The sequence below is a fragment of the Streptomyces thermolilacinus SPC6 genome, from assembly GCF_000478605.2.
GTDB lineage: Bacteria > Actinomycetota > Actinomycetes > Streptomycetales > Streptomycetaceae > Streptomyces > Streptomyces thermolilacinus.
Genome location: NZ_ASHX02000001.1, coordinates 5,656,789 through 5,679,349, shown reverse-complemented (window position 1 = coordinate 5,679,349; position 22,561 = coordinate 5,656,789). Strand labels below are relative to the sequence as shown.

The 22,561-nt window shown below is 68.3% G+C and carries 14 protein-coding genes and 3 rRNA genes; 3 read left to right on the top strand and 14 right to left on the bottom strand.

Annotated elements, in window-relative coordinates:
* Positions 1-234: 234 nt before the first annotated feature.
* The 11 genes from J116_RS24675 to J116_RS24625 all read right to left on the bottom strand — a co-directional run bounded on the left by J116_RS24675 (position 235) and on the right by J116_RS24625 (position 13,483).
* Positions 235-708 (bottom strand): bifunctional nuclease family protein, encoded by a 474-nt coding sequence (locus J116_RS24675; RefSeq protein ID WP_023589746.1) that lies wholly within the window; start codon positions 706-708, stop codon positions 235-237.
* Between the two features lie 53 nt (positions 709-761).
* The gene (gene ftsR / locus J116_RS24670) at positions 762-1,511 is read right to left on the bottom strand and encodes a transcriptional regulator FtsR (protein ID WP_023589745.1); all 750 of its coding nucleotides are present in this window, start codon (positions 1,509-1,511) and stop codon (positions 762-764) included.
* A gap of 95 nt (positions 1,512-1,606) precedes the next feature.
* The gene (locus J116_RS28860) at positions 1,607-2,521 is read right to left on the bottom strand and encodes an FHA domain-containing protein (protein WP_079147802.1); all 915 of its coding nucleotides are present in this window, start codon (positions 2,519-2,521) and stop codon (positions 1,607-1,609) included.
* A gap of 165 nt (positions 2,522-2,686) precedes the next feature.
* Positions 2,687-3,475 carry a DUF881 domain-containing protein gene (locus tag J116_RS24660; protein ID WP_028964468.1) on the bottom strand — a complete coding sequence of 263 codons (789 nt, stop codon included), beginning with the start codon at positions 3,473-3,475 and terminating at the stop codon, positions 2,687-2,689.
* Positions 3,476-3,564: 89 nt separating this feature from the next.
* Positions 3,565-3,897, bottom strand: a complete 333-nt coding sequence (locus tag J116_RS24655; RefSeq protein WP_023543062.1) for a small basic family protein — start codon at positions 3,895-3,897, stop codon at positions 3,565-3,567.
* Entirely contained in the window at positions 3,894-4,823 is a 930-nt protein-coding gene (locus tag J116_RS24650; protein WP_028964467.1) for a DUF881 domain-containing protein, read from the bottom strand. The genes J116_RS24655 and J116_RS24650 overlap by 4 nt, the downstream gene beginning before the upstream one ends.
* A gap of 112 nt (positions 4,824-4,935) precedes the next feature.
* Positions 4,936-7,431: a mannose-1-phosphate guanyltransferase gene (locus J116_RS24645; protein WP_023589741.1), complete on the bottom strand. Its 2,496-nt coding sequence runs from the start codon at positions 7,429-7,431 to the stop codon at positions 4,936-4,938.
* 114 nt (positions 7,432-7,545) lie between these two features.
* Complete coding sequence (locus tag J116_RS24640) at positions 7,546-8,154, bottom strand: CDP-alcohol phosphatidyltransferase family protein (protein WP_023589740.1); 609 nt, start codon at positions 8,152-8,154, stop codon at positions 7,546-7,548.
* Positions 8,155-8,332: 178 nt separating this feature from the next.
* A 5S ribosomal RNA gene (gene rrf, locus J116_RS24635) occupies positions 8,333-8,449 on the bottom strand.
* A 75-nt stretch (positions 8,450-8,524) separates the two neighbouring features.
* Positions 8,525-11,646: ribosomal RNA gene (locus J116_RS24630) — 23S ribosomal RNA — on the bottom strand.
* Between the two features lie 309 nt (positions 11,647-11,955).
* Positions 11,956-13,483: ribosomal RNA gene (locus tag J116_RS24625) — 16S ribosomal RNA — on the bottom strand.
* The 16S, 23S and 5S rRNA genes sit together here, the layout of an rRNA operon.
* A 664-nt stretch (positions 13,484-14,147) precedes the next feature.
* Between J116_RS24625 and J116_RS24620 the strand changes: the two genes are divergently transcribed.
* Positions 14,148-14,597 (top strand): PTS sugar transporter subunit IIA, encoded by a 450-nt coding sequence (locus tag J116_RS24620; RefSeq protein ID WP_023589739.1) that lies wholly within the window; start codon positions 14,148-14,150, stop codon positions 14,595-14,597.
* A gap of 86 nt (positions 14,598-14,683) precedes the next feature.
* A complete protein-coding gene (gene ptsP, locus J116_RS24615) occupies positions 14,684-16,354 on the top strand; it encodes a phosphoenolpyruvate--protein phosphotransferase (protein ID WP_023589738.1) in 1,671 nt (556 codons plus the stop codon).
* Positions 16,355-16,453: 99 nt separating this feature from the next.
* Here the strand turns inward: ptsP and J116_RS24610 are convergent, their stop codons facing one another.
* Together J116_RS24610 and J116_RS24605 are read right to left on the bottom strand one after the other, a co-directional pair.
* On the bottom strand, positions 16,454-17,347 hold the full coding sequence (locus tag J116_RS24610; RefSeq protein ID WP_023589737.1) for a hypothetical protein: 894 nt from the start codon (positions 17,345-17,347) through the stop codon (positions 16,454-16,456).
* A gap of 76 nt (positions 17,348-17,423) precedes the next feature.
* Positions 17,424-19,436 (bottom strand): acetoacetate--CoA ligase, encoded by a 2,013-nt coding sequence (locus J116_RS24605; RefSeq protein ID WP_023589736.1) that lies wholly within the window; start codon positions 19,434-19,436, stop codon positions 17,424-17,426.
* Positions 19,437-19,657: 221 nt separating this feature from the next.
* Between J116_RS24605 and J116_RS24600 the strand changes: the two genes are divergently transcribed.
* Positions 19,658-22,042, top strand: coding sequence for a glycoside hydrolase family 31 protein (locus tag J116_RS24600; RefSeq protein WP_023589735.1), 2,385 nt, complete (start codon positions 19,658-19,660; stop codon positions 22,040-22,042).
* Here the strand turns inward: J116_RS24600 and J116_RS24595 are convergent.
* Entirely contained in the window at positions 22,039-22,551 is a 513-nt protein-coding gene (locus tag J116_RS24595) for an NUDIX domain-containing protein (RefSeq protein ID WP_023589734.1), read from the bottom strand. The genes J116_RS24600 and J116_RS24595 overlap by 4 nt on opposite strands.
* Between the last annotated feature and the right edge of the window lie 10 nt (positions 22,552-22,561).

The window sequence follows — 22,561 nt, the reverse complement described above, 5'->3', positions numbered from 1 at the left end:
ACCCTCCGTCCTTGACCTGCCACATCGACGGTAGGCAGTCCCCACGGGTGCGTCAACGATCGCCACACTCGCCACGCCGAGTGATAATCACCCTGAGAGTGGTTTGACGTGTCCGACTTCCGGGAACGGCTTCTCAAATGCGCGGAGAACGCACCGAGCGCCCCTCGGGCGCCGGGTGAACACCACCTCCGTGCGCCCCCGGCGCGCCGCGCACCCGCGCGGCGCCGCCCCTGGTCACTGGTTGCCGGTGCCGAAGTCCTCCGGAGAGATCTGGTCGAGGAACTCGCGGAACTTCTCCACCTCGTCCTCCTGCTCGTCCGGAATCGCGATCCCCGCGTCGTCGAGGACGCCGTCACTGCCGAAGATCGGCGTTCCGGTACGCAAGGCCAGCGCTATGGCGTCGGAGGGCCGGGCACTCACCTCGACACCGCTGGCGAAGACCAGCTCCGCGTAGAAGACCCCTTCACGCAGGTCCGTGATGCGGACCTCGGTCAGCTCCTGGCCCACGGCCTCGAGCACGTCCTTGAAAAGGTCATGGGTAAGCGGCCTGGCAGGGGTCATGCCCTGCTGCGCGAAGGCGATCGCCGTCGCCTCTCCCGGGCCGATCCAGATCGGGAGGTAGCGGTCGCCTCCCACTTCACGCAGGAGCACGATCGGCTGGTTGGACGGCATTTCCACCCGGACACCGACAACATCGAGCTCGTTCACACAGCAACCCTAGGACGTGCCGCACCGGTTTGGATAGTCGGGTTCGGCCGAGGTCAGGGGAAGCGCACTCCGAGAGCCGACCGGACCAGGGCCGCGTGGAGCCGCACGGACAGCGCGGCCAGCTCCTTCGCGGTGGCCTCGGCGTGTGCCCGGGTCTGCGGATTGCGGTGCCGCCGCAGCGGCGCGACGACCTGCTCCACCAGCCCCGCCTCCCGCTCGGCGGCGGCCTTCACGACCCGCAGATGGCGGGGCTCGAGGCCGAACCGGCCCAGCTCGGCGACGAGCTTCGCGACCGTCACGGCCTCCGCGTCATAGCCACCGTCCGCCGTGGGTGTGACAAGCCCGTACGACTCCCACTCGGCCAGTTCCTCCTCGCTCGCCTCGGCGGCGGCGAGGAGCTCGGCACGGCCCAGCCGCGCGGCGGTCACCCGGTCCTCGTCCGGCTCCCACGGGCTTCCGCCGTCCGACGGCTCGCCGCGCGCCCCCTGGGCCGGCAGCTGGATCGGCTCACCGCGCGCCAGGGCGTCCAGATGCTCCCGGATGACCTTCAGCGGCAGGTAGTGGTCCCGCTGCATCCGCAGGATCAGCGCCAGCCGCTCCACGTCGTCCGGGCTGAACTTCCGGTACCCGGACGCCGTCCGCCGCGGCTCGACCAGACCCTCCGCCTCCAGAAACCGGATCTTGGAGATGGTGACCTCGGGAAACTCCTCCCGCAGCTGGTTGAGGACCGTGCCGATGCTCACCAGCCGGTCACCCGCGTCGGCGGCGCCGTGACCGGCACCGCCTGTCGGTGTTCGCAGCATGGACCTTCCCTTGGGTCCCCCCGGACGAGCCCGAGGGCGGTGCCCCCGGACCCGGCCCGGGGGCGGGGGTGCCCCCGGACGGAGTCCGGGGCAGGTCAGACGCCCCGCTGGCTCGTGTAGAAGACCAGCCGGTACTTGCCGATCTGCACCTCGTCACCGTTGGTGAGCTGGACGGCTTCGATCGGCTCACGGTTGACATACGTGCCGTTGAGGCTGCCGACGTCCGCGACGGTGAAGCTGCCGTCGGCCGCCCGGCGGAACTCCACATGGCGACGGGACACGGTCACGTCGTCCAGGAAGATGTCGCTCTGGGGGTGACGGCCGGCGGTCGTCAGGTCGCCGTCGAGCAGGAAGCGGCTGCCGGAGTTCGGCCCGCGCCGCACCACGAGCAGCGCCGATCCCAGCGGCAGGGCGTCCACGGCGGCCTGCGCCTCGGGCGACAGCGACGGCAGCGCCGTCTGACCGGTGGTCTCGCTGTCGTACGCCTCCAGCCCCGAGATGGAGATCGTGGAGGTCGTCTCCGACGCCCGCTCGGCGGGGGCGCCGCCCCGCAGCGGGGCGCCGCAGTTCGAGCAGAACCGACTCGCCTCGGCATTGCGGTGTCCGCACCGCGTACACACCGGCATGGACCCATCCTCCTGCCGCGGCCCGGCCGCGTGGACGCTGGTCGCGTACGGATCGGAACCTATGCGGGCGGGACCGGCAGGGTCAACAGAAGACGCGCCCTGTCCGCCCGTAATGTCACCACCCGGACCAGCCACCTCGTCACGGAAGAGGGGCCGCTCCGCGCCCTGCTCCTCCTCGCTCTGACCGTGCCGCGGCGCGCGATGCCTGGCGTTGCCGCCGTCCTCGCGTGCGCTCTTGCCGAACAACTTCGCAAACAACTTCACGGGCGATTCCCCTTGAACGAAACAGACCCGCCCGTGGGGCAGGACGAACCCTGAATGAACACACCTGCCGACCCGGACACTCTCACAACGTCCGTATCCTCCGGACAGTTTCCACCACACACCACGCTCTTGAAACGGCGACCCCCCGCGACCTCCCGGCCGGGGGTGCCGAACCACCGACGAGTCGCCGGTCCAGCCGTCACGGAAGCTGCCCCCACTGTCTCGCCTCCCTGTCAGGCCCGGTCCCTCGGGCGTTCCCGCCGCGCGGCCCCATATGCCTGGGCCTCACCGCGGTGACGACCGAGCGTAGTCAGGCCGCTCCGCCGGTCGCAAGGCGTCAACAACGATCTTCTCCGAGCGGGTCACCGTGGCCGTGGCCTGCTCCTTCTCCAGGGTCTGCACGATCCCGCCCGGGATATTGAGCGCGGGCTCCAGATCCTGCGGCTTGCCGATGACCTGGAAGCGGTACGGCGCGCTGATCTTCCGCCCGTCCACCTCGACGGCCCCGGCCTCTCCCGAGAAGTACGAGTCGGCGACGACCCGAACGTCGTTGACCTGGATGGCCTCGGCCCCGGCGGCGCGCAGCTCCTGGATCGTGTCCAGCAGCTTGTCCGGCTCGACGGCGGTCAGCGGGTCCTCCACGGTGAATGTGATGCCTGGCCCCTCGGCGGCCACCGTACCGGCCAGCACGCCCAACTGACGCTCCCTCTCCTGCGTCTGCCTGCGGGCCTCTTCGGCCTGGTTGGAGCTGTTCTCCAGCTCACGGCGCTGCGCGTCGAGCCGGGTCTTCTCGTCCTCCAGCCGCTGGCTGCGGTCGTCCAGCTCGTCCAGGATGCGGACCAGGTCCTCCTGGCGGGCGCCGCGCAGCGTGCCGTCGTCGCTGGTGGAGCGTACCTGGATGGCCAGGCCCAGGCCGAGACCGAAGAGCAGCAGGGCGACGACGAGTTGCGCGCGCGTGACCCGCGGCGGCCACAGGCCGGCGACCAGCCGCTGCCGGCCGGTCATCTCCACGGGTTCCGCGGGCGCCGTCTCCGTCCCGCTCTCCGGCCGCCGCGGCTCCCGCGAAGGGTTCATGCCGTCCGGGACGCCGGGGCCGTTCGAAGCGCTCGGGGTGTTCGCGGCCTCCGGGGCGCTCGGGGTGCGGTCTTCGTCGCTCATCGGCCTCACGCCCGGAACACATGCCGCCGGATGGCGGCGGCGTTGGAGAAGATCCGGATGCCGAAGACGACCACGACACCCGTGGACAGCTGCGCGCCGACTCCGAGCTTGTCGCCGAGGAACACGATCAGCGCGGCCACGACGACGTTCGACAGGAACGACACGACGAAGACCTTGTCGACGAAGATCCCGTCGAGCATGGCCCGCAGCCCGCCGAACACGGCGTCGAGCGCGGCGACGACGGCGATCGGCAGATAGGGCTCGACCACCGCCGGCACCTCGGGCCGGACCAACAGTCCGACCACCACTCCCACGACGAGGCCCAGTACGGCGATCACGATGTGCCCTTCCCTGTGTCGGCCGTGCCCTGTCCGTCGCCCGTGCCGGCGCCGGAAGTCCTCGGCTGTGCTGTTCGTACGATCAGACTCGGCGCCGCGGGCAGATTCACCCGGTCCTGCGCGGAGATTCCGCTGCGGATACCGAAGTTCTCCTCCAGCGCGTGCAGGTAGCGGCCGTCCGCGCTGTCCTGGAACCGGGTGCTGAGCCGTTTCCCGTCCCCCACCGCGAGCACCGTGTACGGCGGTACGAGCGGTCTGTTGTCCACCAGTATGGCGTCACCGGCGGCCCTGATCGCGGACAGGGCGGTCAGCCGCTGCCCGTTGATCGCGACGGCTTCCGCGCCGGACTGCCACAGCCCGTTGACGACCCGCTGCATGTCGCGGTCGCGTACCCGGCCGGTGTCGGAGAAGCCGCCGCCCTCACGGGGCCCCCCGCCGCCCTCCGCCGCGCCCTTCGCGTCGTCGATGACGAGCTTGATCCCGGGACCGGTCACATCGGTCGCACCGGACAGCAGGGCCACGAGGCCACCGCGCTCACCGCCGTGCTCCTGGAGGGCCGCGCGCTGTCTCTCCCCCACTTCGCCGCGCAGTTTCTCGATGTCCTCTTCCAGCCGCTCCACGGCCGTCGTCTCGGCCTTGATGCGGTCGATGAGCTCTTCGCGCTCCTTGGCCACGACGGGCGCCGATATCTGCGTCTGGGCCGCGCCCACGGTGACGACCGCCGCGGCGAGGACGAGCCCGGCGGCGAGCCCCAGCTTGGCCCGCAGCGTACGCGGCAGGCCACCGCCCTCGGCGGCGCGGCGGGCGGTCGCCTCCGCGTATCCGTCGTCCAGCGCGTGGTCCATGACGTTGGTCAGCAGCGACATCGACGCGTCGGGACGCGGAGGCGGGGAGCCGGTGCTCCGAACGGGGGGCTGCTGCGACATGCCGCACATCGTCGCATGTCGGAGCGGCCACCGCCGAATGGCCCCACCGATGTGCCGGACCAGGTCGTACGATCGGTCCGGCACACCGGCATACGGGGGCCCTGCCCACCGCTTAGCGGCCGGCGCTGTCCACCACGGCCGCCCATTCGTCGAGCAGCGCCTGCGCGGACTCGTCGTCGGGCCCTTCGGCCCACAGGTGGGTGACGGCCTCGGCCGGGTCGGGCAGGACGAGCACCCACCGCCCGTCCGCCTCCACGACCCGCACCCCGTCGGTCGTGTCCACGTGCCGGTCACCTGCCGCTTCGACGACCCGCCGCATGACGAGTCCCTTCACGGCCCACGGCGTCGCCAGGTCCCGCCGCAGCACATGGGCGCGGGGGATGCGCGCGTCGATCTGGCTGAGCGTGAGCTGCGTCCGCGCGACGAGGCCGATGAGCCGTACGAAAGCGGCGGTCCCGTCGAAGACGCTGCTGAACTCGGGAACGATGAACCCGCCGAGGCCGTCTCCACCGAAGATGGTGGACTCCTCACGCCCGACGCGGGTCAGGTCGTCCGGCGATGTCGTCGTCCAGTCGACCTGCGTGCCGTGGTACGCGGCGACCTGCTCGGCGATACGGGTCGTGGTGACCGGCAGCGCGACACGGCCGCTGCGCCGCTCGGCGGCGACCAGGTCGAGCATGACCAGCAGCGCCCGGTCGTCCTCGATGATCCGCCCGCGTTCGTCCACGAGGGACAGCCGCTCGCCGACCGTGTCGAACCGTACGCCGAACGCGGCCCGCGCGGACGCGACGATCTCTCCGAGCCGTACGAGTCCGGCCCGGCGGGAGTCTGCGGACTCGGTGGGCCGGGACTCGTCCAGACCCGGGTTGATCGTCAGCGAGTCCACGCCGAGCCGGCCGAGGAGGCTCGGCAGGACGAGGCCGGCGCTGCCGTTGGACGCGTCCACGACGACCTTCAGCCCGGCTTCGGCGATGCCGCTCGTGTCGACACTGCGCAGCAGGGCGCCGGTGTACTGGTCGAAGACGCTCGACGGGAAGCTGAGGTCTCCGATCTCTCCGGGGAACGCCCTGCGGTATTCCTGACGCGCGTAGACGCGGTCGAGCTTCCGCTGTCCGCCTTGGGACAGGTCGGCGCCGCGCTCGTCGAAGAACATGATGTCGACGGAGTCCGGCACACCGGGCGTCGTACGGATCATGATGCCGCCCGCGCTGCCGCGCGCGGTCTGCTGGCGGGCTACGGGCAGGGGCACGTTCTCCAGGTCCCGTACGTCGATGGCGCTGGCCTGGAGGGCGGAGATCACGGCCCGTTTGAGGGCTCGGGCGCCTCGGGAGTGGTCGCGGGCCGTGGTGACGGTGGCGCCCTTCTTCAGCGTGGTGGCGTAGGCACCGGCGAGCCGCACGGCGAGTTCGGGGGTGATCTCGACGTTGAGGATGCCGGAGACGCCACGTGCGCCGAAGAGGTGCGCCTGCCCGCGGGACTCCCAGATGACGGAGGTGTTGACGAAGGCACCGGCCTCGATCGTCTTGAACGGGTAGACGCGGACGTTGCCCTGGACGATCGACTCCTCACCGACGAGGCACTCGTCGCCGATGACGGCGCCGTCCTCGATGCGGGCGGCCCGCATGATGTCGGTGTTCTTGCCGATGACGCAGCCCCGCAGGTTGCTGTGGGGTCCGATGTAGACGTTGTCGTGGACGACGGCCTTGTGGAGGAAGGCGCCGCTCTTGACGACCACGTTGGAGCCGATGACGGTGTGCTCGCGGATCTCCACGTCGGCTTCGACCTTGGCGTAGTCGCCGATGTAGAGGGGTCCGCGCAGGACGGCGTCGGGGTGCACCTCGGCGCCTTCGGCGACCCAGACGCCGGGGGAGATCTCGAAGCCGTCGAGTTCGACGTCGACCTTGCCTTCGAGGACGTCGGCCTGGGCCTTGACGTAGCTCTCGTGGGTGCCGACGTCCTCCCAGTAGCCCTCGGCGACATAGCCGTAGATCGGCTTGCCTTCCTTCATCAGCTGGGGGAAGACGTCGCCGGACCAGTCCACCGACGTGTCGGGCTGGACGTAGTCGAAGACCTCGGGCTCCATCACGTAGATGCCCGTGTTGACGGTGTCGGAGAAGACCTGGCCCCAGGTCGGCTTCTCCAGGAACCGTTCGACGCGGCCTTCCTCGTTGACGATGGTGATGCCGAATTCGAGCGGGTTGGGTACCCGGGTGAGGCAGACGGTGACCAGTGCGCCCTTCTCCTTGTGGAAGGCGATGAGGTCGGTCAGGTCGAAGTCGGTGAGGGCGTCCCCGGAGATGACCAGGAACGCGTCGTCCTTCAGTGCCTCTTCGGCGTTCTTGACGCTGCCGGCGGTGCCGAGTGGCTTCTCCTCATGAGCGTAGGTGAGCTCCATTCCGAGCTCTTCGCCGTCTCCGAAGTAGTTCTTGACGAGCGAGGCGAGGAACTGCACGGTTACGACGGTCTCGGTGAGTCCATGCCGTTTGAGCAGGCGCAGCACGTGCTCCATGATCGGTCGGTTGGCGACCGGCAGAAGCGGCTTGGGCATGCTCGAGGTCATGGGGCGAAGTCTGGTGCCTTCGCCTCCGGCCATCACGACGGCCTTCATGTCGGAAGCGTCCTCCTTGCAGAGACGACGATCTGGCCGAATGCACCCGTCTTTGCTGTGGCCCTCTGACGTCACACCGGCATCGTTTTTACGCTGCGGCGAGGAAAGACAGGGTCATTCGGCTGCGGTTTCCGCCTTGACAAGTCGGCGGACCTGGACCACGTAGAGAATCCCTGCCCACCAGTACAGAGTTGTACCCCATCCGGCGAAGGCCCACCCGAAAACTTCAGCGAGTGACGCAAGCCACGTGTCCCCGTCACTGAGCAGCAGCAACGGGAACGCGTACATGAGGTTGAACGTGGCGGCCTTGCCGAGGAAGTTCACCTGCGGCGGCGGATAGCCGTGGCGGCGGAGGATTCCCACCATGACCAGGAGCATCAGCTCGCGGGCGACAAGTGCGGCGGTGAGCCAGAGCGGGAGGATCTCGCGCCAGGTCAGCCCGATGAGGGTGGACAGGATGTACAGCCGGTCGGCCGCGGGGTCGAGGATTCGTCCGAGGCTGCTGATCTGGTTCCAGCGTCGTGCGAGCTTACCGTCGAGGTAGTCGCTGACGCCGCTGAGGGCCAGGACCAGGAGGGCCCATCCGTCGCTGTTGGGCCCGCCGAACTCGGGGCGGAGAATGAGCCACAGGAAGAGCGGTACACCGATGAGCCTGGCCATGCTCAGGATGTTGGGGATGGTGAGGACCCGGTCCGTCTGAACGCGAGTCTCCTGTACCTCCACCCGGGGGCCTCCTGTGGGAACGTGTCAATGCTGCCCCCTGACCTTACCGTCAGCACGGGCCGGCCCATGCACGGGGTGCAGGGCCTGGCCACAAGCGGGCCCATGACGGCCGGAGCACATATGCCTGGAGATGCGAAAAGCCCCGCATCATCAGATGCGGGGCTTCCCGTCACAATTTGTTCGGCGGCGTCCTACTCTCCCACAGGGTCCCCCCTGCAGTACCATCGGCGCTGAAAGGCTTAGCTTCCGGGTTCGGAATGTAACCGGGCGTTTCCCTAACGCTATGACCACCGAAACACTATGAAGATGAACTCAACCAGCCAAACGGGAGTTCGTTACTTCAGAACTAACACAGTGGACGCGAGCAACTGAGGACAAGCCCTCGGCCTATTAGTACCGGTCAACTCCACCCATCACTGGGCTTCCATATCCGGCCTATCAACCCAGTCGTCTACTGGGAGCCTTACCCTCTCAAGGAGGTGGGAATACTCATCTCGAAGCAGGCTTCCCGCTTAGATGCTTTCAGCGGTTATCCCTCCCGAACGTAGCCAACCAGCCATGCCCTTGGCAGAACAACTGGCACACCAGAGGTTCGTCCGTCCCGGTCCTCTCGTACTAGGGACAGCCCTTCTCAATATTCCTACGCGCACAGCGGATAGGGACCGAACTGTCTCACGACGTTCTAAACCCAGCTCGCGTACCGCTTTAATGGGCGAACAGCCCAACCCTTGGGACCGACTCCAGCCCCAGGATGCGACGAGCCGACATCGAGGTGCCAAACCATCCCGTCGATATGGACTCTTGGGGAAGATCAGCCTGTTATCCCCGGGGTACCTTTTATCCGTTGAGCGACGGCGCTTCCACAAGCCACCGCCGGATCACTAGTCCCGACTTTCGTCCCTGCTCGACCCGTCGGTCTCACAGTCAAGCTCCCTTGTGCACTTACACTCAACACCTGATTGCCAACCAGGCTGAGGGAACCTTTGGGCGCCTCCGTTACCCTTTAGGAGGCAACCGCCCCAGTTAAACTACCCATCAGACACTGTCCCTGATCCGGATCACGGACCCAGGTTAGACATCCAGCACGACCAGAGTGGTATTTCAACGGCGACTCCACCATGACTGGCGTCACAGCTTCAAAGTCTCCCACCTATCCTACACAAGCCGAACCGAACACCAATATCAAACTGTAGTAAAGGTCCCGGGGTCTTTCCGTCCTGCTGCGCGAAACGAGCATCTTTACTCGTAGTGCAATTTCACCGGGCCTATGGTTGAGACAGTCGAGAAGTCGTTACGCCATTCGTGCAGGTCGGAACTTACCCGACAAGGAATTTCGCTACCTTAGGATGGTTATAGTTACCACCGCCGTTTACTGGCGCTTAAGTTCTCAGCTTCGCCTGGACGAATCCAAGCTAACCGGTCCCCTTAACGTTCCAGCACCGGGCAGGCGTCAGTCCGTATACATCGCCTTACGGCTTCGCACGGACCTGTGTTTTTAGTAAACAGTCGCTTCTCGCTGGTCTCTGCGGCCACCCCCAGCTCCGGAGGTAAACTCCATCACCAGGCGTGGCCCCCCTTCTCCCGAAGTTACGGGGGCATTTTGCCGAGTTCCTTAACCATAGTTCACCCGAACGCCTCGGTATTCTCTACCTGACCACCTGAGTCGGTTTAGGGTACGGGCCGCCATGAAACTCGCTAGAGGCTTTTCTCGACAGCATAGGATCATCCACTTCACCACAATCGGCTCGGCATCAGGTCTCAGACTATGTGTCACGCGGATTTGCCTACGTGACGTCCTACACCCTTACCCCGGGACAACCACCGCCCGGGCTGGACTACCTTCCTGCGTCACCCCATCGCTCACCTACTACCAGTCTGGGCCACCGGCTCCACCACTCCGTGCTTGTCCGAAGACGCACACGGCGGTTTCACGGGCTTAGCATCGCTGGGTTCAGCGCTGGCGCTTCAAAGCGGGTACCGGAATATCAACCGGTTGTCCATCGACTACGCCTGTCGGCCTCGCCTTAGGTCCCGACTTACCCTGGGCAGATCAGCTTGACCCAGGAACCCTTAGTCAATCGGCGCACACGTTTCTCACGTGTGTATCGCTACTCATGCCTGCATTCTCACTCGTGAACCGTCCACAACTCGCTTCCGCGGCTGCTTCACCCGGCACACGACGCTCCCCTACCCATCCCAGCGGGCGTTGGCCCTCATGCTGGAATGACACGACTTCGGCGGTACGCTTGAGCCCCGCTACATTGTCGGCGCGGAATCACTTGACCAGTGAGCTATTACGCACTCTTTCAAGGGTGGCTGCTTCTAAGCCAACCTCCTGGTTGTCTCTGCGACTCCACATCCTTTCCCACTTAGCGTACGCTTAGGGGCCTTAGTCGATGCTCTGGGCTGTTTCCCTCTCGACCATGGAGCTTATCCCCCACAGTCTCACTGCCGCGCTCTCACTTACCGGCATTCGGAGTTTGGCTAAGGTCAGTAACCCGGTAGGGCCCATCGCCTATCCAGTGCTCTACCTCCGGCAAGAAACACACGACGCTGCACCTAAATGCATTTCGGGGAGAACCAGCTATCACGGAGTTTGATTGGCCTTTCACCCCTAACCACAGGTCATCCCCCAGGTTTTCAACCCTGGTGGGTTCGGTCCTCCACGAAGTCTTACCTCCGCTTCAACCTGCCCATGGCTAGATCACTCCGCTTCGGGTCTTGAGCGCGCTACTGAATCGCCCTGTTCGGACTCGCTTTCGCTACGGCTTCCCCACACGGGTTAACCTCGCAACACACCGCAAACTCGCAGGCTCATTCTTCAAAAGGCACGCAGTCACGACCCACATCCGAAGATGTGAGCGACGCTCCCACGGCTTGTAGGCACACGGTTTCAGGTACTATTTCACTCCGCTCCCGCGGTACTTTTCACCATTCCCTCACGGTACTATCCGCTATCGGTCACCAGGGAATATTTAGGCTTAGCGGGTGGTCCCGCCAGATTCACACGGGATTTCTCGGGCCCCGTGCTACTTGGGTGTCTCTCAAACGAGCCGTCAATGTTTCAGCTACGGGGGTCTTACCCTCTACGCCGGACCTTTCGCATGTCCTTCGCCTACATCAACGGTTTCTGACTCGTCTCACGGCCGGCAGACCGTGAAAGAGAGATCCCACAACCCCGCATGCGCAACCCCTGCCGGGTATCACACGCATACGGTTTGGCCTCATCCGGTTTCGCTCGCCACTACTCCCGGAATCACGGTTGTTTTCTCTTCCTGAGGGTACTGAGATGTTTCACTTCCCCTCGTTCCCTCCACTTACCCTATGTGTTCAGGTAAGGGTGACAGCCCATGACGACTGCCGGGTTTCCCCATTCGGACACCCCCGGATCAAAGCTTGGTTGACAGCTCCCCGGGGCCTATCGCGGCCTCCCACGTCCTTCATCGGTTCCTGGTGCCAAGGCATCCACCGTGCGCCCTTAAAAACTTGGCCACAGATGCTCGCGTCCACTGTGCAGTTCTCAAGCAACGACCAGCCACCCATCACCCCACCGCAACCGCGGCGAGTTCACTGGGGCCGGCGTTCGAAGGGCGAGCAGCGCTCGCACCCTCAGACACCCAACAGCGCGCCCGGCACGATCTCCGCCACTCTTCCTGTGTTCCACGCCGAAGCAGTACTAACAGAAGGCTTTGAAGAATCGTGCCGAATAGTCAACGTTCCACCCATGAGCAACCAGCATCAGACATTCGCTGATGTTCTGGCCTCTGACCAGGCCGAAGCCCGGTAAGAAGTGCTCCTTAGAAAGGAGGTGATCCAGCCGCACCTTCCGGTACGGCTACCTTGTTACGACTTCGTCCCAATCGCCAGTCCCACCTTCGACAGCTCCCTCCCACAAGGGGTTGGGCCACCGGCTTCGGGTGTTACCGACTTTCGTGACGTGACGGGCGGTGTGTACAAGGCCCGGGAACGTATTCACCGCAGCAATGCTGATCTGCGATTACTAGCGACTCCGACTTCATGGGGTCGAGTTGCAGACCCCAATCCGAACTGAGACCGGCTTTTTGAGATTCGCTCCACCTCACGGTATCGCAGCTCTTTGTACCGGCCATTGTAGCACGTGTGCAGCCCAAGACATAAGGGGCATGATGACTTGACGTCGTCCCCACCTTCCTCCGAGTTGACCCCGGCGGTCTCCCGTGAGTCCCCAGCACCACAAGGGCCTGCTGGCAACACGGGACAAGGGTTGCGCTCGTTGCGGGACTTAACCCAACATCTCACGACACGAGCTGACGACAGCCATGCACCACCTGTACACCGACCACAAGGGGGCACCCATCTCTGGGTGTTTCCGGTGTATGTCAAGCCTTGGTAAGGTTCTTCGCGTTGCGTCGAATTAAGCCACATGCTCCGCCGCTTGTGCGGGCCCCCGTCAATTCCTTTGAGTTTTAGCCTTGCGGCCGTACTCCCCAGGCGGGGAACTTAATGCGTTAGCTGCGGCACGGACGACGTGGAATGTCGCCCACACCTAGTTCCCAACGTTTACGGCGTGGACTACCAGGGTATCTAATCCTGTTCGCTCCCCACGCTTTCGCTCCTCAGCGTCAGTATCGGCCCAGAGATCCGCCTTCGCCACCGGTGTTCCTCCTGATATCTGCGCATTTCACCGCTACACCAGGAATTCCGATCTCCCCTACCGAACTCTAGCCTGCCCGTATCGAATGCAGACCCGGGGTTAAGCCCCGGGCTTTCACATCCGACGCGACAAGCCGCCTACGAGCTCTTTACGCCCAATAATTCCGGACAACGCTTGCGCCCTACGTATTACCGCGGCTGCTGGCACGTAGTTAGCCGGCGCTTCTTCTGCAGGTACCGTCACTTTCGCTTCTTCCCTGCTGAAAGAGGTTTACAACCCGAAGGCCGTCATCCCTCACGCGGCGTCGCTGCATCAGGCTTTCGCCCATTGTGCAATATTCCCCACTGCTGCCTCCCGTAGGAGTCTGGGCCGTGTCTCAGTCCCAGTGTGGCCGGTCGCCCTCTCAGGCCGGCTACCCGTCGTCGCCTTGGTGAGCCGTTACCTCACCAACAAGCTGATAGGCCGCGGGCTCATCCTGCACCGCCGGAGCTTTCCACCACCATCAGATGCCTGAAGTGGTCGTATCCGGTATTAGACCCCGTTTCCAGGGCTTGTCCCAGAGTGCAGGGCAGATTGCCCACGTGTTACTCACCCGTTCGCCACTAATCCCCCACCGAAGTGGGTTCATCGTTCGACTTGCATGTGTTAAGCACGCCGCCAGCGTTCGTCCTGAGCCAGGATCAAACTCTCCGTGAATGCTTCCGGGTTATCCCGGTGACACTCGCGTTGAGCGGAACCCGAAGGAGGAATAGTCCTTCCGGTTCTCAGCGTCCTCGCTGTGTTTTTTCAAAGGAACCTCGTCTCAGAGAGACGGGGTTATCAACATATCTGGCGTTGACTTTTGGCACGCTGTTGAGTTCTCAAGGAACGGACGCTTCCTTTGTACTCACCCTCAGTTCCCTGCGGGCTTTCCTCCGGGCGCTTCCCTTCGGTGTTTCCAGCTTAGCAGATCCGTTTTCCGTTTCTGCCACCCGCTGGAGCGGGCTGCCGGGCCGTTCTTCGCTTTCGCGCTTTCCCTTTCCGGCGGTGCCGACTCTATCAGGATTTTCCCGACCCCCTGACCACACCCTCCGGTCGGTCACACGCAGAGGTGTAGACCACTAGTGGTGTAGACCAGTTAGGATCTCGCCCTGACAGGCGGCACTGCCTGCCCCGGGCATCGTCGTGCCGGGCGTGAGGCAGGCCTACGACGGTACTCCTGCCTGGCAGTTGAGGCAAATCGCCCCCGTGGTTCCCGAGGCCTGCCAACCGGGCCTCTCGCACGGAACCCGGACTTTCCATGACATACGCTCTGAACAGTACGCCGTCCAGGACAGGCAGGGACGGCGCCACTCCATCTCCGCCCTCTGGGAGGCCCTCCATGACCACCGTGACGTCGCCCCTCGCCGGACACGCCATCGGACTCGCCGCCGTACCGGACCCGGTCTTCTCCGGGGCCATGGTCGGACCGGGCACGGCCATCGACCCGGTGCGTGGGCCCTCGACGGCGGTGGCGCCGGTCGACGGGGTCGTGGTCTCCCTCCACCCGCACGCCTTCGTCGTCGTCGACGGTGAGGGGCACGGTGTGCTCACCCACCTGGGTATCGACACGGTCCAGCTCAACGGTGAGGGCTTCGAGCTGCTCGTCAACAAGGGGGACACGGTCACGCGCGGTCAGGAGATCGTCCGCTGGGACCCGGCCGCCGTCGAGGCGGCGGGCAAGTCGGCGATCTGCCCGGTCGTCGCGCTGGAGGCAACGCCGGGCGCCCTCGGAGACCTGCGCGAAACGGGCGAGCTGAAGGCCGGAGAGACGCTCTTCGTCTGGCAGTGACGTCACCGCCGCCCGTGCGGCGGCGGTGAGACGGGATGTTCCCAGCGGCGGCGCCGGGCCGCCGCTCGATCGGAGACGGGTTGAAGATGGAGACAACACTGCGCGGCGTCGGCGTGAGCCACGGGGTGGCGATCGGCGAGGTGCGGCACATGGGCACGGCGGTGCTGGAACCGCCCGCCAAGCAGATCCCCGCCGAGGAGGCTGAGCGGGAGCAGGGTCGCGCGCGCAAGGCCGTCGAGGCGGTGGCCGCCGACCTGATAGCGCGGGGCAACCTCGCCGGTGGTGAGGCCCAGCACGTGCTGGAGGCGCAGGCCATGATGGCGCAGGACCCCGAGCTGATCGCCGACGTGGACCGTCGGATCACCGTGGGTTCCACCGCCGAGCGGGCCGTGTACGACGCGTTCGCCGCGTACCGGGCGCTGCTGGCGGGTGCCGGGGAGTACCTGGCGGGGCGGGTCGCCGACCTCGATGACGTACGGAACCGGATCGTGGCGCGGCTGCTCGGCGTGCCGATGCCCGGGGTGCCGGACAGTGACGAGCCGTATGTGCTGATCGCACGGGACCTGGCGCCCGCGGACACGGCGCTGCTGGACCCGTCGCTGGTACTGGGCTTCGTGACGGAGGAGGGCGGGCCGACCAGTCACAGCGCGATCCTGGCGCGGGCGCTCGGGGTGCCGGCCGTGGTGGCGCTGCCGGGGGCGTGCGAGCTGGCCGAGGGCACCGTGATCGCGGTGGACGGCAGCACGGGTGAGGTCTTCGTCGAGCCCGGTGACGAGAAGCGGGCCGAGATGGAGCGGGCCGCGCGGGAGCGAAAGGCCGCGCTGGCGGCCTCGACCGGTCCCGGTGCGACGTCCGACGGGCACAAGGTGCCGCTGCTGGCGAACGTGGGCGGGCCCGGGGACGTGCCGGCGGCGGTGGAGGCCGGGGCCGAGGGCGTCGGGCTGTTCCGTACGGAGTTCCTGTTCCTGGACGACAGTGAGCGGGCGCCGTCGGAGGAGAAGCAGGTCGAGGCGTACCGGAAGGTGCTGGAGGCGTTCCCGGAGGGGCGGGTCGTCGTGCGGGTGCTGGACGCGGGGGCGGACAAGCCGCTGGCGTTCCTGACCCCCGCTGACGAGCCGAACCCGGCGCTGGGTGTGCGGGGTCTGCGGACGCTGCTGGACCATCCGGAGGTGCTGCGGACGCAGCTGACCGCGCTGGCGAAGGCGGCCGAGGGGCTGCCGGTGTACCTCGAGGTCATGGCGCCGATGGTGGCGGACCGGGCGGACGCGCGGGCGTTCGCGGAGGCGTGCCGTGAGGCGGGGCTTCGGGCGAAGTTCGGCGCGATGGTGGAGATCCCCTCGGCGGCGCTGCGGGCGCGGTCGATCCTGCGGGAGGTGGAGTTCCTGTCGCTGGGGACGAACGACCTGGCGCAGTACACCTTCGCGGCGGACCGGCAGGTGGGTGCGGTGTCGCGGCTCCAGGACCCGTGGCAGCCCGCGCTGCTGGACCTGGTCGCGATGGCGGCCGACGCGGCGCGCGCCGAGGGCAAGAGCTGCGGCGTGTGCGGTGAGGCCGCGTCCGATCCGCTGCTGGCCTGTGTGCTGACGGGTCTGGGGGTGACCTCCCTGTCGATGGGGGCGGCGTCCATTCCCTATGTGCGGGCCACGCTGGCGAAGTACACGCTCGCGCAGTGCGAGCGGGCGGCCGCGGCGGCGCGGGCGGCTGACTCGGCGGATGAGGCGCGGGTCGCGGCGCAGGCGGTGCTGTCCGGCGAGTGAGCCCGGCCGGTGTGGTGCCGGGTGGTGTGGGGTGAGGGGCCTTCCCGTGGTCGCGGGAGGGCCCCTCACCCTTTGTGGGGTCGGGCGCTGTGGTGGGCGTCAGTGGTGGGTGGGGCGGCCGTCGTCGGGGGCGAGGTCGAAGCCGGCGTGGTATTCGACGCCGTGTTCCGGTGGGAGGGGTTCGCCGGTGTCGGCGTCGGTGCAGTAGGCGTTGAAGACCTCGGCCTCGGTGAGGGGGACGAGGCGGCCGTGGTCGAGGCGCCAGCCTCGGAGGCGGTCGGGGCCGGCGGGGCCGCTGGTGCGCAGGACGAGTCCGCCGGGGGTGTCGCGGGCGATGCCCGCGGCGAGGACGGTGAGGAACTCGGTGCCCTCGGTGGAGTCGAGGCGGGCGGGGTCGGGGACCGTGCGGTCGGTGCGGAGGACGGCGAGGAGGTGTTCGTCGGCGGCGGGGACGCTGCACACGAGTTGGTGGGCGCCGGGTCCCGCCAGGTCGAGGATGCGCAGGACGGCGCGGGAGGCCTGGTCGAAGGCGGCGCGTCCGATGTCCTGGCCGCAGTCGGCGCAGGGGCCTGCCTCGTCCAGGAGGAGCGTGGCGTACGCGTGGGTGGCGTGGCGGACCGCGGTGTTGACGAGGAGTGGTACGAGGTCCTCGATGGGCTGGCCGGTGTAGGGGACGCGGGCGCCCCTGGCGGCGATCTCGGCGGTGTAGCGGGTGCGGCTGGCGCGGGTGTCGGGGTCGAGGCCCGTTTCGGCGCAGTAGGCGGCGTAGTCCTCGGGGTCGAAGAGGGTGACGGTGGTGTGGGTGCCGTCGGCGGCGAGGATCCTGAGGAGGCGCTCGGTCTCGCGGAGGTAGGTGGGGTGGTCGTGGAAGGTGAAGGTGCGGTAGCGGCGCATGGCCGCGAAGTCGTGCTCGTCGGCGAGGAGGCCGAGCGTGGTCGGTGCTTCGCGGCGCAGCGCGTGGCGCAGGGCTGTCGTGTTGGTCGGGTGTGCCATCGGTCCCCCTGGTGATCGAATGTGGCTCGATGCTCACTCAGCGTAATCAGGGGGACTGACAGTGGCGGTGGGCCGGTCAGCCGGCGCGCTTCTGGGCGCGCTGTCGGGCGAGGTCCTCGTAGAAGCGGAGGAGGTCGACGTTGTCCACGGAGCCGGGGTTGACGGCCTTGTCGAGGGGGGTGCCCTGGAGGAGGCGCTTGACGGGGACCTCGATGCGCTTGCCGGTGAGGGTGTGGGGGACGGCGGGGACTTCGATGATCTCGTCGGGGACGTGGCGGGGTGAGAGTTCGGCGCGGATGGTGCGCTTGACGCGGTCGATGAGGGCGTCGTCGAGGGTGGCGCCTTCGGCGAGGTGGACGAAAAGGGGCATCCAGTAGCCGCCGTCGGGTTCCTCCAGGCCGATGACGAGGGATTCCCTGATCTCGGGGAGGCGTTCGACGGCTTCGTAGATGTCGGCGCTGCCCATGCGGACGCCCTGGCGGTTGAGGGTGGAGTCGGAGCGGCCGTGGATGACGACGGAGCCGTGGTCGGTGAGGGTGATCCAGTCGCCGTGGCGCCAGACGCCGGGGTAGGTGTCGAAGTAGCTGCCGTGGTAGCGGCTGCCGTCGGGGTCGTTCCAGAAGCGGATCGGCATGGACGGCATGGGGTTGGTGACGACGAGTTCGCCGACCTCGCCGACGAGGGGCTTGCCGTGGGGGTCCCAGGCCTGGAGGTCGGTGCCGAGGCAGGGGGCCTGGAGTTCGCCGATGTGGACGGGGAGGGTGGGGACGGCTCCGGCGAAGCAACTGCACACGTCGGTGCCGCCGCTGACGGAGGCGATCCACAGGTCGGCGCCGTTCTCGGCGAACTCGTCGTGGAGCCAGCGGAAGCCGTCGGGCGGGAGGGGCGAGCCGGTGGTGGCGACGCACTTGATCCGGGACAGGTCGTGGTCGCGGGAGGGGTGGACGCCGGCCTTGAGGCACGCCATGACGTAGGCGGCGGAGGTGCCGAAGAGGGTGGCGCGGGTGCGTTCGGCGACGCGCCACTGGGCGTCGGTGGAGGGGTGGCCTGGGCTGCCGTCGTAGAGGACGACGGTGGTGCCGGTGAGGAGGCCGGAGACGAGGAAGTTCCACATCATCCAGCCGGTGGACGTGTACCAGAAGAACACGTCGTCGGGGCCGAGGTCGCAGTGGAGGCCGAGCTGCTTGAAGTGCTCGACGAGGATGCCGCCCTGGGACTGGACGATGGCCTTGGGCAGGCCGGTCGTGCCGGAGGAGTAGAGGATCCACAGGGGGTGTTCGAAGGGGACCTGCTCGTACGCCGGGGTGGCGGTGCCGGAGGTGACGGCGTCCCACTCCAGGGCGCCCTCGGGGGCTTCGGTGCCGAGAAGGGGGATGTGGACGACCGCGCGGAGCGTGGGCAGTTCGCGGCGGAGTTCGGCGACGGTGTCGCGGCGGTCGTGTTCCTTGCCGCCGTAGCGGTAGCCGTCCACGGTGAACAGGACGACGGGTTCGACCTGCTGGAAGCGGTCGAGGACGCTGCGGGCGCCGAAGTCGGGGGCGCAGGAGGTCCAGACGCCGCCGACGGCGGCGGTGGCGAGGAGGGCGGTGACGGCCTGCGGGATGTTGGGCAGGTAGCCGCTGACGCGGTCGCCGGGGCGTACGCCGATGACGCGGAGCTGGTCGGCGAGGGCGGCGACCTGGCGGCGCAGTTCGGACCAGGTGACGGGGGCCGGTTCGTGGGTCTCGTCCACGTGGAGGAGCGCGGGCGCGTCGGGGCGCTCGTCGGCTGCGCGCAGGGCGTGCTCGGCGTAGTTGAGGGTGGCTCCGGGGAACCACCGGGCGCCGGGCATGGCGCGGTCGCCCAGTACGCGCGCGTAGGGGGTGGAGAAGCGGATGTCGAACCACTCGGTGACGGCCTGCCAGAACGTGTCGAGGTGTTCGATGGACCAGCGGTGGAGGGCCGGGTATCCGCCGTTCGCCGGGGCGCCGTGGCGCTCGGCGGCCCAGGCCTGGAAGCGGGTGACCGCGGCGGAGGCGATGCGGTCCTGGTCCGGCTGCCAGAGCGGCTCGGGGGGCTCGGAGTGCGCTGTCGCTGACGTCGATGTCATGGGGGTGTGCTCCCTGGCTGTACCTGTGACGCGGATCTGCGTGTGTCGCGCGCACGGGCTGGGTGTGCGCGTGACGCGGCTGACAGGGACGATGCCATGACGGCGGGTTTCGCACCAGGTCTCCTCTGCCTGGTCGGCGGCCTGAACATGTGGTGTCACCTCGGGTGAACGGTTGTTGAACGTCTCACTGGCGCGGCTTCGCGGGTGGCAGGGTGAGCGGCATGGACGGTCGTGAGCTGGTGCGTTCGATGTGGGTGTTCGGCAGGGTGCGGGGGCCTCGGGCGCTGCGCTCGGCGTGGCGGCAGCGGAGGGCGGACGCGGCGGCGCTGCCGGGGCGGGGGCCGGAGCGGGCGCGGGTGCCGGGCCGGGTGGTGGGGGCGGAGCCGCTGCCGGGCGGGGGGATCGTGCGGTTCGCGCGGGCGGAGCTGCGGGTGTGCGTGACGGTGGGGGCGGCGGTGTTCTGGGGGTGGGACGGGGCGGAGGCGTCGCCGTCGTACGCGGTGTCGGGTGAGGTGCCGGAGCCGGACGCTCGGGTGGCGCTGGAGCCGGACACGGAGGGCGGCTGGCGGGGGGTGGCCGAGCGGGTGACGGTCGCCGTGTCGCGGGACGGGGCGGTGGAGGTGCGGACGCCGGGCGGGGTGGTGCTGCGGCGGGAGCTGCCGCCTCGCTGGTGGGAGCCGGTGGGCGGGGGCGAGGCGCGATGGGTGCAGCGGTCGGAGGTTCCGGCGGACGCGCGGTTCTTCGGGCTCGGGGGGCGGGCGGCGGGGCCGCGGTTGCCGGAGGGGACGTACCGGCTGTGGAACACCGATCCGCGGGGGACGTTCGGGCCGGGGACCGATCCGCTGTACATCACGATGCCGGTGCAGTGGGTGGTGGCGGACGCGGGGACGCATCTGGCGTTCTACGACAGCACGTGGGACGGGCGGGTGTCGCTGCGGGAGGGCGAGGAGGGCGCGGGGTCGGGGCACGACCGGCCGGGGCTGAGCGAGGTGCGGATGAGCGGGGGGCCGCTGCGGTGCTGGGCGGTGGTGGGGTCGCCGGCGCGGATCGCGCACGGGTGGGCGCAGTTGACGGGCGCTCCGGCGGTGCCGCCGTCGTGGGCGCTGGGGGCGCAGCACGCGCGGTGGGGGTTCGGGAGCGCGAAGGAGGTGCGGCGGGTGGTGGCCGGGTACCGGGAGCGGGGGCTGCCGCTGTCGGCGCTGCACCTGGACATCGACCACTACGACGGGCACCGGGTGTTCACGGTGGACCGGGAGCGGTTCCCTGATCTGCCGGGGCTGGCGGCGGAGCTGCGGGAGCGGGGGGTGCGGCTGGTTTCGATCGTGGACCCGGCGGTGAAGGCGGAGCCGGGCGGGGCGGTGTACGAGGCCGGGGCGCGGGTGGGGGCGCGGGGGGCCTTCGTGCGGGACACGCGCGGGGAGGTGGTGCGGGGGGTGGTGTGGCCGGGTGAGTGCGTGTACCCGGACTTCACGGACCCGCGGGTGCGGGAGTGGTGGGGCGGGCTGTACGCGGAGCGGCTGGAGCAGGGCTTCGCCGGGGTGTGGCACGACATGAACGAGCCGGTGTCGTTCACGCCGTTCGGGGACATGACGCTGCCCCGGTCGGCGCGGCACGCGCTGGAGGGCCGGGGCGGTGATCACCGGGAGGCGCACAACGTGTACGGGCTGGCGATGGCGCGTGCCGGGTACGAGGGTCTTGTGCGGCTGCGTCCCGAGACGCGGCCGTTCCTGTTCTCGCGGTCGGGGTGGGCGGGGATGCAGCGGTACGGCGGGACGTGGTCGGGGGATGTGGCGACGGGCTGGCAGGGGTTGCGGGCGTCGTTGGCGCTGGTGCTGGGCCTGGGCCTGTGCGGGGTGCCGTACTCGGGGCCGGACGTGGGCGGTTTCGACGGGCATCCGTCGCCTGAGCTGTATCTGCGGTGGTTCCAGCTGGGGGCGTGGCTGCCGCTGTTCCGTACGCACTCGGCGATCGACGCGGGGCGGCGTGAGCCGTGGGAGTTCGGGCCGGAGGTGCTGGCCCACGCGCGCGAGGCGATGGAGGAACGGGAGCGGCTGCTCCCGTACTTCGTGACGCTGGCGCGGCTGGCCCGGTTGACGGGTGCTCCTTATGCGCGGCCGCTGTGGTGGTCGGCGCCGGAGGACCGGCTGCTGCGGGACTGCGGGGACGCCTTCCTGCTGGGGGACGCGCTGCTGGTGGCGCCGGTGCTGGCGCGCGGTGTGGAGCGGCGGGCGGTGCGGCTGCCGCGGGGCCGCTGGTACGACGTGGCGACGGGGCGGGCGTACGAGGGGCCGGGTCTGGTGCTGGTGGAGGCGCCGCTGTCGCGGGTGCCGGTGCTGGCGCGGGCGGGGGCGGTCGTTCCAGTGCGGGGTGCGGCCGGGGCGGTGGAGCTGGAGGTGTGGGCTCCCGCGCCGGGCCGGGCGGGCGGGGGTCTGGTCGTGCGGGATGTGGGTGACGGGTGGGAACAGGCGGAGGTGGAGCGGTACGTGTCGCGCTGGGAGGGGGGCGAGGTGCGGGTGGAGCGTGTGACGGACGACGGTGCTGTCGCGGTGGGGCCGGAGGGGGTGCGGGTGCGGGGGCTGGGTGCTTCCGGGGAGGGGGCGGGCTAGCGCAGGTGGTCGTAGTCGCCCGCGAACCATTTGCGGGCGGCTTCGGTGTGGAGGGGGAAGGCGAGCCGGGTCGGGGCGTGCAGGAGGTGGTGGCCGGCGGTCTCGGCGGTGGGGGCGGAGGGCGGCAGGGCGCTCGCCGGGCGTTCGGGGAGGAGGCCGAAGAGGAGGAGGTGGCCGCCGGGCGAGCTCATGGCGTCGGCGAGGCGTACGTCGTGGGCGGGGGCCTCGATGCCGGTCTCCTCGTACAGCTCGCGGACGACGGCGTCCCGCCAGTCCTCGGCGTGGTCGATGAACCCGCCGGGCAGGGCGATGCCGCCGCTCTCGGGTTCGATGGTGCGGGTGATGACGACGAGGCCGGTGCCCTCGGGGCCGGTGGCGGGGAGGAGGGCGACCGCGACGGGCAGTGGGTTGCGGTAGGTGACGGTGGTGCAGGAGGGGCAGGTGCGGGGCCAGGGGCCGGTGGGGTCGGCGAAGGGGGTGCCGCAGTGGGCGCAATGGGTGTTCTGCACGGGGCGCACT

What these genes read in the sequence shown, in the direction of transcription:
- ftsR (WP_023589745.1), bottom strand. Translation starts at nt 1,511, where the DNA reads ATGCTGCGAACACCGACAGGCGGTGCCGGTCACGGCGCCGCCGACGCG.
- J116_RS24645 (WP_023589741.1), bottom strand. Translation starts at nt 7,431, where the DNA reads ATGAAGGCCGTCGTGATGGCCGGAGGCGAAGGCACCAGACTTCGCCCC.
- J116_RS24605 (WP_023589736.1), bottom strand. Translation starts at nt 19,436, where the DNA reads ATGACATCGACGTCAGCGACAGCGCACTCCGAGCCCCCCGAGCCGCTC.
- J116_RS24610 (WP_023589737.1), bottom strand. Translation starts at nt 17,347, where the DNA reads ATGGCACACCCGACCAACACGACAGCCCTGCGCCACGCGCTGCGCCGC.
- J116_RS24620 (WP_023589739.1), top strand. Translation starts at nt 14,148, where the DNA reads ATGACCACCGTGACGTCGCCCCTCGCCGGACACGCCATCGGACTCGCC.
- J116_RS24600 (WP_023589735.1), top strand. Translation starts at nt 19,658, where the DNA reads ATGGACGGTCGTGAGCTGGTGCGTTCGATGTGGGTGTTCGGCAGGGTG.
- ptsP (WP_023589738.1), top strand. Translation starts at nt 14,684, where the DNA reads ATGGAGACAACACTGCGCGGCGTCGGCGTGAGCCACGGGGTGGCGATC.
- J116_RS24650 (WP_028964467.1), bottom strand. Translation starts at nt 4,823, where the DNA reads ATGTCGCAGCAGCCCCCCGTTCGGAGCACCGGCTCCCCGCCTCCGCGT.
- J116_RS24660 (WP_028964468.1), bottom strand. Translation starts at nt 3,475, where the DNA reads ATGAACCCTTCGCGGGAGCCGCGGCGGCCGGAGAGCGGGACGGAGACG.